12 protein-coding genes are annotated in these 15,218 nt (G+C 63.7%); 8 read left to right on the top strand and 4 right to left on the bottom strand.

Translation table 11 applies throughout. From position 1 onward, the window contains the following. Positions 1 to 27: 27 nt before the first annotated feature. Positions 28 to 765, bottom strand: coding sequence for a response regulator (locus tag AC19YY_RS05610; protein ID WP_169957178.1), 738 nt, complete (start codon positions 763 to 765; stop codon positions 28 to 30). Positions 766 to 944: 179 nt separating this feature from the next. Here AC19YY_RS05610 and AC19YY_RS05605 point away from each other — a divergent pair, with 179 nt between their 5' ends. The 3 genes from AC19YY_RS05605 to AC19YY_RS05595 all read left to right on the top strand — a co-directional run bounded on the left by AC19YY_RS05605 (position 945) and on the right by AC19YY_RS05595 (position 3,875). Further along, complete coding sequence (locus AC19YY_RS05605; RefSeq protein WP_432755411.1) at positions 945 to 1,820, top strand: pirin family protein; 876 nt, start codon at positions 945 to 947, stop codon at positions 1,818 to 1,820. Positions 1,821 to 1,890: 70 nt separating this feature from the next. Next, positions 1,891 to 3,333, top strand: coding sequence for a mechanosensitive ion channel family protein (locus AC19YY_RS05600; RefSeq protein WP_170057887.1), 1,443 nt, complete (start codon positions 1,891 to 1,893; stop codon positions 3,331 to 3,333). 104 nt (positions 3,334 to 3,437) lie between these two features. Continuing rightward, positions 3,438 to 3,875 carry a carboxymuconolactone decarboxylase family protein gene (locus AC19YY_RS05595; RefSeq protein ID WP_169957183.1) on the top strand — a complete coding sequence of 146 codons (438 nt, stop codon included), beginning with the start codon at positions 3,438 to 3,440 and terminating at the stop codon, positions 3,873 to 3,875. Between the two features lie 174 nt (positions 3,876 to 4,049). Here the strand turns inward: AC19YY_RS05595 and AC19YY_RS05590 are convergent, their stop codons facing one another. Continuing rightward, entirely contained in the window at positions 4,050 to 6,212 is a 2,163-nt protein-coding gene (locus AC19YY_RS05590; protein ID WP_500603930.1) for a TonB-dependent siderophore receptor, read from the bottom strand. A 192-nt stretch (positions 6,213 to 6,404) separates the two neighbouring features. Between AC19YY_RS05590 and AC19YY_RS05585 the strand changes: the two genes are divergently transcribed. Then, a complete protein-coding gene (locus AC19YY_RS05585) occupies positions 6,405 to 7,184 on the top strand; it encodes an acetoin reductase (protein WP_169957189.1) in 780 nt (259 codons plus the stop codon). Positions 7,185 to 7,395: 211 nt separating this feature from the next. Here AC19YY_RS05585 and AC19YY_RS05580 read toward each other — a convergent pair whose 3' ends face one another. After that, the gene (locus AC19YY_RS05580) at positions 7,396 to 9,258 is read right to left on the bottom strand and encodes a sigma-54-dependent Fis family transcriptional regulator (RefSeq protein ID WP_500603929.1); all 1,863 of its coding nucleotides are present in this window, start codon (positions 9,256 to 9,258) and stop codon (positions 7,396 to 7,398) included. Positions 9,259 to 9,567: 309 nt separating this feature from the next. Here AC19YY_RS05580 and AC19YY_RS05575 point away from each other — a divergent pair, with 309 nt between their 5' ends. From AC19YY_RS05575 to AC19YY_RS05565, 3 genes are read left to right on the top strand one after another with little or no spacing between them, the layout of a single operon-like run. Next, the gene (locus AC19YY_RS05575) at positions 9,568 to 10,548 is read left to right on the top strand and encodes a thiamine pyrophosphate-dependent dehydrogenase E1 component subunit alpha (protein ID WP_500603928.1); all 981 of its coding nucleotides are present in this window, start codon (positions 9,568 to 9,570) and stop codon (positions 10,546 to 10,548) included. 23 nt (positions 10,549 to 10,571) lie between these two features. After that, positions 10,572 to 11,591, top strand: coding sequence for an alpha-ketoacid dehydrogenase subunit beta (locus tag AC19YY_RS05570; protein WP_432755415.1), 1,020 nt, complete (start codon positions 10,572 to 10,574; stop codon positions 11,589 to 11,591). Continuing rightward, positions 11,588 to 12,691 (top strand): acetoin dehydrogenase dihydrolipoyllysine-residue acetyltransferase subunit, encoded by a 1,104-nt coding sequence (locus tag AC19YY_RS05565; protein WP_500603927.1) that lies wholly within the window; start codon positions 11,588 to 11,590, stop codon positions 12,689 to 12,691. The genes AC19YY_RS05570 and AC19YY_RS05565 overlap by 4 nt, the downstream gene beginning before the upstream one ends. A 114-nt stretch (positions 12,692 to 12,805) precedes the next feature. On the opposite strand, the gene AC19YY_RS05560 is transcribed toward AC19YY_RS05565, so the two are convergent. After that, positions 12,806 to 13,702, bottom strand: a complete 897-nt coding sequence (locus tag AC19YY_RS05560; RefSeq protein WP_172314251.1) for a helix-turn-helix domain-containing protein — start codon at positions 13,700 to 13,702, stop codon at positions 12,806 to 12,808. A gap of 138 nt (positions 13,703 to 13,840) precedes the next feature. Here AC19YY_RS05560 and AC19YY_RS05555 point away from each other — a divergent pair, with 138 nt between their 5' ends. Further along, positions 13,841 to 15,199, top strand: coding sequence for a glutamine synthetase family protein (locus tag AC19YY_RS05555; protein ID WP_170043234.1), 1,359 nt, complete (start codon positions 13,841 to 13,843; stop codon positions 15,197 to 15,199). Positions 15,200 to 15,218 lie beyond the last annotated feature (19 nt).

Genomic DNA, 15,218 nt, shown 5'->3' with positions numbered 1-15,218 from the left:
TGCGCGGCCATAGGCGGCGCCAGCGGTTCAAGCGGCGCACGGGGTGACGTCGGCCGCCAGCAGGTAGCCGCCGCCCCAGATGGTGCGCAACAGGTCCGCCGCCGCGCCGTCGTGGGCCAGTTTGCGGCGCAGGCGGCTGACCTGGCGGTCGATGGTGCGGTCACTGACATCACTGTCGGCGGCGGCGGTCAGGTCGATCAGGCGCTCGCGGGGCAACAGGGTGTTGGGATGCTCGAGGAACACTTGCAGCAGCCGGCTTTCGGCGGTGCTCAGTTGGATCGGCGGGCAGCCTGCGCGGGTCAGCAGTGCGCTGATGGCGCTGAAGTGCCAGCCGGCGAAGCCGTAGCTGCGGCTGGCCGGCGCCATGGGGGCCTGGCTGCGGCCCTGGCGGCGCAGCACGCTGTGGATGCGCGCCACCAGCTCACGGGGTTCGAAGGGCTTGGTGATGTAGTCGTCGGCGCCCAGGTCCAGGCCGCGAATGCGGTCGGCGGCGGCATCGCGGGCGGTCAACAGGATCACCGGGGTGTTGCTGCGCCGATGCAGTTGGTTGCACAGCTCAAAACCGTCGCCATCGGGTAGCAGCACATCCAGCACGATCACATCGAAGGCCTGGGTCTTGAGCAGTTGCCACATGCCCGCTGCATCTTCAGCGGTGCGCACCTCGAAGGTGTGGCGACGCAAATAGATGGCCAGCGGCTCGCGGATCTTGCGGTGGTCGTCCACCACCAGGACGCGCGGCGCTACAGGCGCAGGGGCAAATGGCATGGCGGCCCTCGGGGGAGTTGAGCGGGAGAGCGGGGATATTACTACGAGTCATTATCATTCACGTATTTTATGACACGCCGCCATCAAGTCGTCCCATGTGTGGAACGATGCGAGCCAAATCCGCTGTCTACCGCCTTATTGGTATTGGATTTAAGGTGTATGCACATTGGAGGACCCTCATGAAAAACATCATCGGTATCTACACCAGCCCACGCAGCCACTGGGTAGGCGACGGTTTCCCGGTTCGCACGCTGTTTTCCTACGACACCATGGGCAAGCACATCAGCCCGTTCCTGCTGCTGGACCACGCCGGCCCGGCGGATTTCACCCCCACCACCCAGCGGCGTGGCGTAGGCCAGCATCCCCATCGCGGCTTTGAAACCGTGACCATCGTCTACGAAGGCGAAGTCGAGCACCGTGATTCCACCGGCGCCGGCGGCACCATCGGCCCGGGCGATGTGCAGTGGATGACTGCGGCCAAAGGGATCCTGCACGAGGAGTTCCATTCCCAAGCCTTCGCCAAACGGGGCGGGGCCCTGGAAATGGTGCAGCTGTGGGTCAACCTGCCGGCCAAGGACAAAATGAGCGAGGCCGGCTACCAGACCATCCTCGACGGCGATATCCCGTCGTTGCCCCTGGCCAATGGCGCCGGCAGCCTGCGCCTGATCGCCGGTGAGTTCGCGGGCCGCACAGGGCCGGCGCGCACCTTCACGCCGATTGACGTGTGGGACCTGCGCCTCAACGGCGGCAAGGCCGTGACCCTGGACCTGCACGCCGGGCGCAATACCGCGCTGGTGGTGCTCAAGGGCACCGTGCAAGTCAACGGTCAGGAACTGGCACGCGAAGGGCAACTGGTGCTGTTCGAGCGTGATGGCGCGCAGATCAGCCTGGAGTCCAACGCCGACGCCATGGTGCTGCTGCTCAGTGGTGAACCCATCGACGAGCCCATCGTCGGTCACGGCCCGTTCGTGATGAACACCGAGCAAGAGATTCACCAGGCCTTCGCCGACTTCCAGTCCGGCCAGTTCGGCCAAATGCACGGCGCCTCCCGCTGATTGGGGGTGCCCTATACCCGCCAACGCCATTTCATGCGATCTTCAGGGCATTCGCCCTGGAGTCGCCTGGATGCTGTCTTTCATCTCCGCTCACCCGATGCTGTGCGCCCTGGCGCTGATCCTTATCGATATCGTCGTCTGGCGTCTGTTTTCAGCCAGTTCCGGCAACTGGAAACTGATCGCGCGCCTGGGCATCTTCGCCGTGTTCAGTGCCGTGCTGTTCAACGACGGCATGAACCCCATGCAACTGGCGCCCTATGCCGACAACACCCCACTGCACCTGGCCGCCACCGCCTTGCAGATCGGCTGGTGGTTGTTCGCCGCGCGCACCCTGACGGTGTTGCTCGGGGCCTTGATGATGCAGCGGGTCGGCCACACCGGGCGCTTGCTGCAAGACCTGATGGGCGCGGTGATCTTCCTGATCGCGATCATCGCGGCCATGGCCTACGTGCTCGACCTGCCGGTCAAGGGCGTGCTGGCCACCTCCGGCGCGGTGGCGATCATCGTCGGCCTGGCGCTGCAAAGTACTTTGAGCGACGTGTTCTCCGGGATTGTGCTCAACACCACCAAGCCCTACCAACTGGATGACTGGATCTCCATCGACGGCACCGAAGGCCGGGTGACGGATATCGACTGGCGCGCCACGCGCCTGCAAACCTCCCAGGGCAGCATGGCGGTGATCCCCAACTCCCTGGCGGCCAAGGCCAAGATCATCAATTTCTCGCGCCCGGCCGACATGTTCGGCCTGGCGGTGAGCCTGCAAGTCAGCCCTCACGCGCGCCCGCAAACGGTATTGGAAGCCCTGGAACGGGCCATGCAAGGTTGCCGGCAATTGCTGGCCAAGCCGGCGCCGAGTGTGGCGTTCAAGACCTCCACCGGGGGTGGCGTGGAATATGAAATCAGCGGCTTCGTGCCGGCCATGGCCCTCAAGCGCGAGGTGCGCAACCAGCTTTATGACCTGGCCTACCGGCATTTGCAGGCGGCCGGCGTAAGCCTGCTGTCCAGCGCCGAAAGCCCGACCACGCCGGCCACCACGCCCGCACGTGCACTGCTGGAAAGCTCGAATATCTTCTCGACCCTGCGCCAGGAAGAGAAGGAAACCTTCAGCCAGAACATGACCCTGCACACCTTCCGCGCCGGCGAGATGATCCTGCCGACCGGGGAGGTCAGCGATCACCTGTTTATCATTGAGTCCGGGGTGGTTTCGGTGATGCTGGTCAAGGCCGGGCACAAATTCGAAGCCGGGCGCATGGGGCCGGGCGAGGTGATTGGCGAAGCGGGGATTCTGGGGGAGCAAAGCGTGCCCGCGGACTTTGTGGCCAAGACCTACTGCACCCTCTATCGCATCGAAAAGGAATACCTCAAGCCGTGCCTGGACGCGCGCCACGACATCAGCGAGGCCATGCAGAACCTCCTGGATTTCCGCCTGCACGCCGCCCAGCACCTGACCCAGGACGCACCCATCGTGCCGGTGAAAAAGGGCTTCTTGCATTGGCTGCGCAGCCGGGCCTGAAGCGCCTGGCATTGGCTACCTGTTCTTCGTCAGGATTGGCTATTTGTGCGAGGCAGTGGGGGGATTAAGCTGGGCGCCAATTCCCACTGTCCAGGAGTCACACAATGCACGCCCGCACCGATTTCTACACCGCGTCCCCTGACGCCATGAAAGCCATGCTCGCCCTGGAAGCCGCCGTCGGCAAACTGTCCATTGAACTGCCGCTGCTCGAACTGGTACGCCTGCGCGTCTCCCAGATCAACGGCTGCGCCTTCTGCCTGGACATGCACACCGCCGATGCACGCAAGGGCGGCGAGACCGAACGGCGCCTGTGCACCCTCTCGGCCTGGCGCGAAACGCCGTTCTTCACCCCGCGCGAGCGTGCCGCCCTGGCCTGGGCCGAAAGCTTGACGCTGATCAGCCAGACCCACGCGGCGGATGAAGATTATGCGTTGCTCAATGCCGAGTTCAGCGCCGCCGAGCAGGTTGACCTGAGCGTGGCCATCGCCACCATCAACAGCTGGAACCGCCTGGCGGTGGGCTTTCGCAAGATGCCCAAGTAACGACATTCAAGGGTAGCCGCTGGCCAATGTAGGAGCTGGCTTGTGTGGGAGCTGGCTTGCCTGCGATGCAGGCGCCTAGGTCTTACAGATGCACCGAGGTGATGCCATCGCAGGCAAGCCAGCTCCCACATAAGCCAGGTTTCCCATAAGCCAGGTTTCACATTGGGTCGGGGGTTAGAAGTTGATGGAAGCACTCAGGCGCGCCGTCAATGGTGCACCCTGGAACAGGTAGTCATCGCCCATGTATTCGCCCGCATCACGCCAGTAGCGCTTGTCGAACAGGTTGTCGACGCTCAGGCGCAACACCGTTTCATAGCCATCGACTTTGGTGGTGTAGCGGCTGCCGATGTTGACCAGCGCATAATCCCCCACTTCCACATTGCCGGTGCGGTTGGCGTTCTTGCTGGCGCTGTATTGCACGCCGCCGAGCACTGCCAGGCCGTTGACCCAGGGCAGGGCGTAGTCGGCGTACACACTGGCGCGCAGCTTGGGCACGTTGATTGTCTGGTGATCTTCGTACTGCGGGGTGCCGCTACCGTTCACCCGTGCCCGAATCGCCGCCACGCTGGTGGCGATCTGCAGACGCTCGGTGGCCCAGCCGTTGGCGGACAGTTCCAGCCCGGTGTTCTTCTGCTGGCCCTGCTGCACGTAGGTGAATTCGCCGGCGCTGTCTGGCTTGGCGTACTGGTAGGCCTGGCGCGTCTGGAACACTGCGGCGGCGAAGCTGATGCGGCGCCAGTCGTATTTCACCCCGGCTTCGATCTGCCGCGAGACGGTCGGGGCGAGGATTTCCCCATCGTTGCTCGCATACCACGGTGCCTCACCGCCCAGTGACAGGCCCTTGCTGTAGCTGGTGTACAGCGAGATGTTTTCCACTGGCTTGTAGATCAGCGCAGCGTTGGGCAGGAACTCGTACTGCTGGGTGTGACGCTCCTGCACGCCATATCGATCGAAGGCTTTTTCATCCAGGCGCACTTCGCGGCCACCGAGCACGGTTTGCCATTGCTCGTTGAAACTGATGCGGTCGGTAACGAACAACCCGTACTGGCGGCTGTCGAGGCGCCGGTGGCTGTCGTTCAGGGGCTTGTCGGTGGGCGGGAAGGTTTCCGGGTCCTGATCGATATTGCCGCTGCCGACGTATTCATTGACTGACTTGCGCTTGTCGATCACCCGGCGAAAAGCGCTGGTGCCGAAGGTCAGTTCATGGCTCAGGCCGGCCGTGCTGAACAGGCCGGTCATGGCCGCCTGGACTTCATCATTGCGCCGGGTGTCGTCAGGGCTGCGGTAGTCAGCGATATCGTAGTTGCCTTCCGGGCTGAAGTAGTTCGGCACTTTGACGCCTTCGCAGCTGGGGGAGCCGTAGCAACCCCAGGCAAACGAACTGTAGTCATCAATCACCACCTTGCTGCGGGCCGCGCTGACGCTGCCTTTCCACTGGTCACTGAAGCGGTACTCGAACTTGCCGTTGAGGTTCAGCGAGTCGATCCCCACCTGCTTGGCGCCGCTCTGGTGGCCGAGCAGTTTTTTCGGTGAGGCGTCGTGGGGCACTTCGGTGCCGCCGAGCAACTGGTAGCCGGGCACCGAGCGCTGTTGTTTGTCCTGGTATTCGGCATCCAGTTGCAGCACGGCGTCGGGGCTGATGTTCCAGTCGAAGGCCAGGGATACAAAGTCCCGCTGGCCATTGGCGTGCTCGACATAGGAATTGAGGTCTTCATGGGCGACGTTGGCGCGCAAGCCAAATTGCTGCTCGCTGCCAAACCAGCCGCCGACGTCGGTGGCGATATAGCCGCTGCCGCGATCATCGGTGGACACCGTGACCGAGCGCACGTCTTCCGGGCGCTTGGTCACGTAGTTGATCACGCCGCTGGGCTCGGAAATCCCGCTTTGCAGGCCCGCCAGGCCCTTGAGCAACTCCACCCGCTGCTTGTTTTCCAGGGCCACGTTCTGCTCGCCGGTGATGGTGCGGCCGTTGATCTTGTAGCTGCTGGCGGCATTCAGGGAAAAGCCCCGGACCACGAAATTTTCGTAGTAGCCAATCGGTGCGTAGCTTTCGCCCACCGAGGCGTCGTTGCGCAGCACTTCGCTGAGCAGGCGTGCCTGCTGGTCCTTGATCAGCGCGGCATTGATCACGGTGATCGAGGCCGGGGTGTCGAGCAGCGGCGCCTCATCGAAGCCGCCGACCGACGCGCTTTGCGCACGATAACCGGACTCATCCTGGCCCTGGATGGTCAGCGCCGGCAGTTCCAGCTCAGCCGCCAGGCTGTTGCCAATGCCGCCGCTGAGCAGCAGGCCGAGGGCCAAATGTGAGGTGACGACGGGGCGAAAACGCAAAACCATGGGGGCAAGGCCTTAAAGCGCGGGGCGGGGGCGCATAAGCTAGGCATAAGTGCGCGTCTTTACAAGTACTCGCCTTGGCCCGGCTGCTTGAGACGTTGCGTCTCAAGCCCCACGCCAATCCGTCCGGGCCTCGACAGCGTGACCCCGCACCTGCGATAGACAAGGCTTCGTTTATCGTTGCAGGAGATCATCATGGGTATCGCTGGAAAAGTTGCACTGGTGACCGGTGCCGGGCAAGGCATTGGCCGGGCCATCGCCCTGCGCCTGGCGCGGGACGGGGCGGATATCGCGCTGGTCGACATCAATGGCGCCAAGCTCGAAGCCGTGGCGGCCGAGGTGGTGGCACTTGGGCGCAAGGCCTCGGTGTTCATCGCCGACGTGTCCAAGCGTGAACAGGTGGTCGCGGCGGTCGAGCATGCGCACCAGACCCTGGGTGGCTTTGACATCATCGTCAACAACGCCGGGGTGGCGCAGATCGATTCGCTGCTGGACGTGACCCCGGAACAGGTCGAACGCACCCTGGGCATCAACGTGCAGGGCGTGTTGTGGGGCATCCAGGCTGCCGGCAATAAGTTCAAGGCGCTCAAGCAGAAGGGCAAGATCATCAACGCCTGCTCGATTGCCGGGCATGAAGGCTTTGCCCTGCTGGGCGTGTACTCGGCGACCAAGTTTGCCGTGCGCGCCCTGACCCAGGCGGCGGCCAAGGAACTGGCAAGCGCGGGGGTGACGGTGAATGCCTATTGCCCGGGCGTGGTGGGCACCGATATGTGGGTCGAGATCGACAAGCGCATGGCCGAGATTACCGGCGCGCCAGTGGGGGCAACGTACAAGAAGTACGTGGATGGGATTGCCCTGGGCCGTGCAGAAACGCCGGAGGATGTGGCGGGGCTGGTGGCTTACCTGGCCGGCCCGGATTCGGACTACATGACCGGGCAGGCGCCGTTGATCGACGGTGGCCTCGTGTACCGCTAACCCCCAGACTCGACTCGGTAAAAAATCTGGGAGCGGGCTTGGATCTTCGTACATTGAGCACCGTGTGCATCCTGCAGTGACAGCTGAAATGCAATCTATCAATGTAGGAGCTGTCGAGCCTTGGCGAGGCTGCGATGGCGGCGGCATTGCTGGGATTGATGCTGGTTGACCCACCGCTATCGCTGGCAAGCCACATTTGGATTGCATTGGGTCAGGGGTGTTTACCCGGCATATCAATGCCCAACTGCTTGACCCGGCGATACAGGGTCGCGCGGGAAATCCCCAGCGCCTGCGCCGCCGGCAATGGCTTCCAGCGATGGCGTACCAGGGCATCCAGCACCACTTGCCGCTCCGGGCTCATACTTTGCTCAAGCTCGAGCTCCAGCCGCTCACCACGCACCTCCACCGGCAAGTCCGCCAGTTGGATCGTGCCGCCTTCACACACCGCACAGGCATACGCCAGCACATGGCGCAGTTGCCGCACATTGCCCGGCCAGGCATAGCCCAGCAGCAACTCCAACGCAGCCTGGCCGATGCCGACCGTGACCCCGCTGCTGCGGGCCTCCTGTTCCAGCAGCCGGTTGATCAACGCCAGTTTGTCGGTGCGTTCGCGCAGGGGCGGCAGGGTGACGCGGGCGCAGCCCAGGCGAAAGTACAGGTCTTCACGGAAACGCCCGTCACTGACCAGGGTCGCCAGGTCGCGGTGGCTGGCGCAGATCACCTGGATATCCACCGCGCGGGTTTTTGCCGCGCCCAGCGGGGCCACTTCACCTTCGGCCATCACCCGTAGCAAGCGTGTTTGCAGGGCCAGGGGCATATCGCCGATTTCATCGAGAAACAGCGTGCCGCCGTGGGCCTGCTGCAACAGTCCGGTCATGCCCTTGCTGGACGCCCCGGTAAACGCGCCGGCGACATAGCCGAACAACTCGCTTTCGATCAGGTTCTCCGGGATCGCCGCACAGTTCACCGCCACGAATGGCCCGTCGCGGCGCGCGCTGCGGGCGTGCAGTTGGCGGGCGAAGACTTCCTTGCCGGCCCCGGTCTCACCCTGCACCAGCACCGGCAGGTTGCGATCCTTGACCCGCACGGCCAGGCGCAGGTGTTCTTCCACGCGTGGGTCGACCTGGGAGCTCGGCAGCGCCCGCGCCGGTTGGCGTCGCGGGGTGTTGACGCGCACTTGCAGCACCCCAGGTTCTCCCAGCCACTGCAGTTGCTGGACCGACTGATCGGTCACTGCGCGCAGGGCATCGAGGTCGAACACCTCGCCGATATGCACCGGCACCTGGCCAAAACGCCGGCGCAAGGCCTGGCGGGCCTTGCTGTTCAAGGCTTGCAGGCGCCCGTCGTGGTCCCAGGCCAGCAACAGGTCGGGTTGGCTGTCGACATAACCCGGTGTGCTGTGGGCCTGAAGCACCCAGTGCTTGGCAGCGCTGTGCATGAAGAAGGCGTTTTCGATGGCCTGGGCGCTCTGCGCCACCATCTGCCGCACCAGGTGCTGGCTGCGACGGTCATCCGGGGATTGCAGCGCCGAGGCATCCATCACCCCCAGCAGGTTGCCCTGGGGGTCGAAGATCGGCGCGGCGGAGCAGGTCAGGTTGATAAAGGCGGCGCGGAAGTGGTCGCGTTTGTGCACCGTCACCGCTGCCTTGCTGGTCAGCACCGTGGCCACGCCGCAGGTGCCTTCTTCGGCTTCCGACCAGCAGGTGCCCAGGTACAGGCCGGCCTTGCGGCAGTCGCTGCGGATGGCCGCGTCTACGCGGTGGTCGATGGTCTGGCCCTGGGCGTCGGTGAGCATCACGCAGTAGTCGGCGTGGCGCACGCGGTGGTGCAGTTGGCTGACTTGCTCGCTGGCAATGCGCATGAACAGTTCGGCGCGCTCGCGGCATTCCTTGAGCAGCGGCTCGCTGAGGATCCGCGGGCCCTGTAGGGAACCGGGGTCCAGGTGGTGTTGTTCCATGGAGCGGCGCCATGAATCGAAAATCAGCGACGGCACCGGTGCCTGGGGCAGGCGGTCGGCATTGCGGACCACGCGACTGACGCAGTCGACGTGCTCCCTGGAGTTCGCGGCGAGCATAAGGCCTCCGGTTCTCGATCTTTGTTGTTATGCCCGCCATTAAGCGCCCGCGGGCGCAGGGGGACAAGGGCGGCCTGACCAACTGCCCGCCTTGAGACGCAACGTCTCATCCTGCCTGAGACGCAGCCTGCACGCTGCAATGCGCCGTCTCATTGTGCGGTGGCATCCCGCACCGGCACAACCGCACGGCACTGCTCTGGATCAAGGCTTTGCCAGGTTTTTCCGGGCCTTGGCACAGGCTGTGCTGAACAGGTTGCAGCTGGCCGCAGCCAGCCTTTTGTGTGTCGAGACAACCTGGAGAACAACAAGATGTCCACTCACCTGTCCACCGATCAACTGCTGCATGCCTACACCGTGATGCGCACCATCCGTGATTTCGAAGAGCGCCTGCACGTGGAATTCGCCACCGGCGAGATCCCCGGTTTCGTGCACCTGTATGCCGGCCAGGAAGCCTGCGCCACCGGAGTCATGGCCCATCTCAACGATGAAGATTGCATCGCCTCCAACCACCGTGGCCACGGCCATTGCATCGCCAAGGGCGTGGATGTGTTCGGCATGATGGCCGAGATCTACGGCAAGAAAACCGGGGTCTGCGGCGGCAAGGGCGGCTCCATGCACATTGCCGACCAGGAGAAGGGCATGCTCGGCGCCAACGGCATTGTCGGCGCCGGTGCACCGCTGGCGGCGGGCGCGGCCCTGGCGTCCAAGCTCAAGGGCAGCCAGGGCGTGGCCGTGGCATTTTTTGGCGACGGCGGTTCCAACGAGGGCGCGGTGTTCGAGGCGATGAACCTGGCCGCGATCATGAAGCTGCCATGCCTGTTCGTCGCCGAGAACAACGGCTATGCCGAAGCTACCGGTTCCGGCTGGTCGGTGGCGTGCAAGGACATTGCCGAGCGCGCCGTAGGTTTTGGCATGCCGGGGGTGATTGTCGATGGCAATGATTTTTTTGCCGTCCACGCGGCGCTGGGCGTGGCGGTGGCGCGGGCGCGCCAGGGCGAGGGGCCGACCCTGGTCGAGGTCAAGTTGCACCGCTTCTACGGCCACTTTGAAGGCGATGCGCAAACCTATCGCGGCCGTGACGAGGTGAAAAACCTGCGCGAAACCCAGGATTGCCTGGCGCTGTTCCGCCAGCGCTGCAGCGCCGAAGGCTGGTTGCAGGCGGCGCAGTTCGAGCGCATCGACGCCGAAGTCGCGCAGTTGATCGACGACGCCGTGGGCCTGGCCAAGTCCGATCCCAAGCCCCAGGCCGCCGACCTGCTCAGCGATGTCTACGTCGCCTACCGCTCATAACAACAAGACCCGGAGAGAATTTCATGGCTCGTAAAATCAGTTATCAGCAGGCAATCAACGAAGCCCTGGCCCAGGAAATGCGCCGCGACCAGAGTGTCTTTATCATCGGCCAGGACGTGTCCGGCGGCACCGGCGCCCCTGGCGAGCAGGATGCCTGGGGCGGCGTACTGGGGGTGACCAAGGGCCTGTACCCGCAGTTCCCTGACCGCGTGCTGGATGCGCCGCTGTCCGAAGTCGGTTACGTGGGCATGGCCGTCGGCGCCGCCACCCGGGGCATGCGCCCGGTGTGCGAGTTGATGTTCGTCGATTTTATCGGCTGCTGCCTCGACCAGTTGCTCAACCAGGCCGCCAAGTTTCGCTACATGTTCGGCGGCAAGACCACCACGCCGTTGGTGGTACGCGCCATGTACGGCGCCGGCCTGCGCGCTGCGGCTCAGCATTCGCAGATGCTCACCTCGATGTGGACGCACATCCCGGGCTTGAAGGTGGTTTGCCCGGCCACGCCCTATGACGCCAAGGGCATGCTGATCCAGGCGATCCGCGACAACGACCCGGTGATTTTCCTCGAACACAAGATGCTCTACAGCCTGCAAGGCGAAGTGCCGGAGGAGCTGTACACCGTGCCCTTCGGCGAGGCCAACTTTGTGCGCGAAGGCAACGATGTGACCCTGGTGACCTACGGGCGCATGGTGCATATCGCCCTGGAGGCTGCGGCCAACCTGGCGCGTCAGGGTATCGACTGCGAAGTGCTGGACCTGCGCACCACCAGCCCGCTGGATGAAGACAGCATCCTCGAAAGCGTGGAGAAAACCGGGCGCCTGGTGGTGATCGACGAGTCCAACCCGCGCTGCTCCATCGCCACGGATATCAGCGCCCTGGTGGCCCAGCGCGGATTTTCCTTCCTGCGCGCGCCAATCGAGATGGTCACCGCGCCGCACACGCCGGTGCCGTTTTCCGATGCCCTGGAAGACCTGTACATCCCCGACGCGGCGAAGATCGAGGCCGCGGTGCGCAAGATCGCTGACAAGAGGACTGCGGCATGATCCATACCTTGACCATGCCCAAGTGGGGGCTGTCGATGACCGAAGGCCGGGTCGATGTCTGGCTCAAGCAGCCGGGCGACCGGGTAGAGAAGGGCGAGGAAGTGCTCGACGTGGAGACCGACAAGATCTCCAGCAGTGTCGAGGCGCCGTTCAGTGGAGTGTTGCGCCGGGTTTTGGCCCTGAGCGACGAGACGTTGCCGGTCGGCGCATTGCTAGCGATTGTGGTGGAGGGCGAAGCCACCGACGCAGAGATTGATGCGGTGATCGACCGCTTCAATGCCGGCTTTGTCTCCAGCAGCGCCGAGGCGCAGGCGTCGGGGCCGAGTGCGCAGAAAGTCGAGTTGGGCGGGCGCCTGCTGCGTTATCTCGACCTTGGCGAGGGCGGCATACCGCTGGTGCTGATCCACGGGTTTGGTGGCGACTTGAACAACTGGCTGTTCAACCATCCGGCCCTGGCTGCCGAGCGCCGGGTGATCGCCCTGGACCTGCCGGGACATGGCGAGTCGGGCAAGCACTTGCACAGTGGCGATGCCGAGGAGTTGAGCCTGGCGGTACTGGCGTTGCTCGATCACCTCAAGCTTGAACGCGTGCACCTCGCTGGGCATTCCATGGGCGGATTGGTTTCGTTGACGGTGGCGCGCCAGGCACCGCAGCGGGTTGCCTCGCTGGTATTGATCGCCAGCGCCGGCCTGGGTGCGGATATCAACGGTGACTACCTGCAAGGCTTCACCGAAGCCAACAACCGTAACGCGCTCAAGCCGCAACTGGTGCAACTGTTCAGCGACCCGGCGTTGGTCACGCGGCAGATGCTGGAGGACATGCTCAAGTTCAAGCGCCTGGAGGGGGTGGACCAGGCGTTGCGGCAACTCAATGCCAAGCTGTTTGATGGCGGTCGGCAGATGCTTGACCTGCGTGCAGTGGTGGGGCAGCAACCCAGCCTGGTGATCTGGGGTAGTGACGATGCGATCATTCCGGTGCGGCATGCCCAGGGGTTGCAGGCCCAGGTTGAGATCTTGCCGGGGCAGGGGCATATGGTGCAGTTGGAGGCGGCGGAGCAGGTGAATCAGTTGCTGAGCCTCTTCCTCAAATCTCCAGCCTGATAGCAATCAAATGTGGGAGCGGGCTTGCCCGCGAATACGGTGGGTCAGTCAGACATTCATTGCCTGACACACCGCTTTCGCGAGCAAGCCCGCTCCTACAGGGTTGAGCGTGTATCAACCATGACGCTTGAGGGTTTCGCTGGGCAGCTCCTTGAACAACGCGCGGTAGCTATTGGAAAACCGCCCCAGGTGCCAGAACGACCAGTTCATCGCGACCTGCGCCACGGTGGAACCCGCTGAGCTCAACAACTCGCGCCGCGCGCCGTTCAACCGGCGCAGGCGCAACCACTGCGCCGGGCTCATCCCGGTGTAGGTCTTGAAGCCCTGCTGCAACTGGCGCAGCGGCACGCCGGCGATCTGCGCCAGTTGCAGCAGGTTGACGGTTTCATCCGGCGCATCCGCCGCCCACGCGCCAATGCGCGCCATCAACCGGCGTTCTTCGCTGCGGCGCTGCAATGAGTGGCGGTCCAGGCACACACAGGCGTTGTCGAGGATAAACAGGCAATCGTCGAGCAGTTGCCGGGTGAGGGCGTCGCGGCTGATCGGGTCGATCTCGCAGGACAAGCGCGTCAGGGTGCCACTGAGCCAGCGGCTGAACAACGCGTTCTGTTGGCAGGTCAACGGCGCCATGAACAGGCCTTCGAGCCTGGCCACATCCAGGCCATGGCGTTGCACGAACTGGGGGCCGAACACCACCGCCACTTCCCGGTAGTTTTCCGGGGTGATCCAGGTGTTGCGGCTTTCGCCATTGAGCAGGTACAGCGCGTTGTCGCTGCCGTCGAAACAGAAGGCCAGGGCGCCCGGCGGCGCGTTGAAGTGCTGCTCGACGCGGGTGTTCATGCACTCTTCGTACACCTGCACCCCCTGCAGGTCGAGGTAGCGGATCTGCCCGGCAAAATGCCCCGGGGACATCTGCTGGTACTGCTGCACCCAACCGGGTGTCGCACTGCATTGGGCGGCCACATCACCGGTGGTGAAGGCCTGTACGCGCAAAGCGGTTGCCTGTGTCATGGGTGATCCGTGCGCACTCTATTGGTGCGTTGTGGGTCGTGCAAAGTGGATAGATGCCTGGGTAAGGCTGGCCCAAGATAGACCTCAATGCGCCGCAAGTACAAGCCGGCGCAGCACCCAACCCATGCCGAGGTCTTTATGAATGCCCCTTTCGATCAGCTGTCCACCTGGCTGAAAGAACACAAGATTACCGAAGTCGAATGCGTGATCAGCGATCTGACGGGCATTGCCCGCGGCAAGATTGCGCCCACCAACAAGTTCTTGCATGAGCGTGGCATGCGCCTGCCGGAAAGTGTGTTGCTGCAAACGGTAACTGGGGATTTTGTCGACGACGACATCTATTACGACCTGCTGGACCCGGCCGATATCGACATGATCTGCCGCCCGGTGGCCAACGCCACCTACGTGGTGCCTTGGGCCATCGAACCCACCGCCATCGTGATCCACGACACCTTCGACAAGCAGGGCAACCCCATCGAGTTGTCGCCGCGCAATGTGCTGAAAAAAGTCCTGCAACTGTATACCGACCAGGGCTGGCAGCCGATTGTCGCGCCGGAAATGGAGTTTTACCTGACCCAGCGCTGCGAAGACCCGGACCTGCCGTTGAAAACCCCGGTGGGCCGTTCCGGGCGTGCCGAAACCGGGCGCCAGTCGTTCTCCATCGACGCGGCCAACGAGTTCGACCCGCTGTTTGAAGATGTCTATGACTGGTGCGAAGCCCAGGGCCTGGACCTTGACACGCTGATCCACGAAGACGGCCCGGCGCAGATGGAAATCAACTTCCGCCACGGCGACGCCCTCGACCTGGCCGACCAGATCACGGTGTTCAAGCGCACCCTGCGCGAAGCGGCGCTCAAGCACAATGTGGCCGCGACCTTCATGGCCAAACCGGTGGCCGACGAGCCGGGCAGCGCCATGCACCTGCACCAGAGCGTGGTGGAGATCGCCACGGGCAAGCCGGTGTTTGTCGATGCCGACGGGCAGAAGAGCCCGCTGTTCTTGCATCATATTGGCGGCCTGCAGAAATACATCCCGATGCTGCTGCCGATGTTCGCGCCCAACGTCAACTCGTTCCGCCGCTTCCTGCCCGACACCTCGGCCCCGGTCAACGTGGAGTGGGGCGAAGAAAACCGCACCGTCGGCCTGCGTGTGCCGACCTCCAGCGCCGACGCGATGCGCGTCGAAAACCGTCTGCCGGGGGCCGATGCCAACCCCTACCTGGCCATCGCCGCCAGCCTGTTGTGCGGCTACCTGGGGATGATCGAAAAGATCGAACCGAGCGCCCCGGTCGAAGGCCGTGCCTATGAGCGCCGCAACCTGCGCCTGCCGATCACCATCGAAGATGCCCTGGCGCGCATGGAGGCCTGCGATACGGTCAAGCAGTACCTGGGGGACAAGTTCGTGCGGGGCTATGTCGCGGTGAAGCGTGCCGAACATGAAAACTTCAAGCGGGTGATCAGCTCCTGGGAGCGTGAGTTCCTGCTGCTGAGTGTCTGACTCCATCATCAACTATAAA

The organism is Pseudomonas sp. MF09156 (genome assembly GCF_059862305.1).
Note: the sequence above shows the minus strand (reverse complement) of the source record. Positions and strands in the feature narration are given on the sequence as shown.

Coding starts and splice junctions, on each gene's coding strand:
- AC19YY_RS05610 (WP_169957178.1), bottom strand. CDS start 765: ATGCCATTTGCCCCTGCGCCTGTAGCGCCGCGCGTCCTGGTGGTGGAC.
- AC19YY_RS05605 (WP_432755411.1), top strand. CDS start 945: ATGAAAAACATCATCGGTATCTACACCAGCCCACGCAGCCACTGGGTA.
- AC19YY_RS05600 (WP_170057887.1), top strand. CDS start 1,891: ATGCTGTCTTTCATCTCCGCTCACCCGATGCTGTGCGCCCTGGCGCTG.
- AC19YY_RS05595 (WP_169957183.1), top strand. CDS start 3,438: ATGCACGCCCGCACCGATTTCTACACCGCGTCCCCTGACGCCATGAAA.
- AC19YY_RS05590 (WP_500603930.1), bottom strand. CDS start 6,212: ATGGTTTTGCGTTTTCGCCCCGTCGTCACCTCACATTTGGCCCTCGGC.
- AC19YY_RS05585 (WP_169957189.1), top strand. CDS start 6,405: ATGGGTATCGCTGGAAAAGTTGCACTGGTGACCGGTGCCGGGCAAGGC.
- AC19YY_RS05580 (WP_500603929.1), bottom strand. CDS start 9,258: ATGCTCGCCGCGAACTCCAGGGAGCACGTCGACTGCGTCAGTCGCGTG.
- AC19YY_RS05575 (WP_500603928.1), top strand. CDS start 9,568: ATGTCCACTCACCTGTCCACCGATCAACTGCTGCATGCCTACACCGTG.
- AC19YY_RS05570 (WP_432755415.1), top strand. CDS start 10,572: ATGGCTCGTAAAATCAGTTATCAGCAGGCAATCAACGAAGCCCTGGCC.
- AC19YY_RS05565 (WP_500603927.1), top strand. CDS start 11,588: ATGATCCATACCTTGACCATGCCCAAGTGGGGGCTGTCGATGACCGAA.
- AC19YY_RS05560 (WP_172314251.1), bottom strand. CDS start 13,702: ATGACACAGGCAACCGCTTTGCGCGTACAGGCCTTCACCACCGGTGAT.
- AC19YY_RS05555 (WP_170043234.1), top strand. CDS start 13,841: ATGAATGCCCCTTTCGATCAGCTGTCCACCTGGCTGAAAGAACACAAG.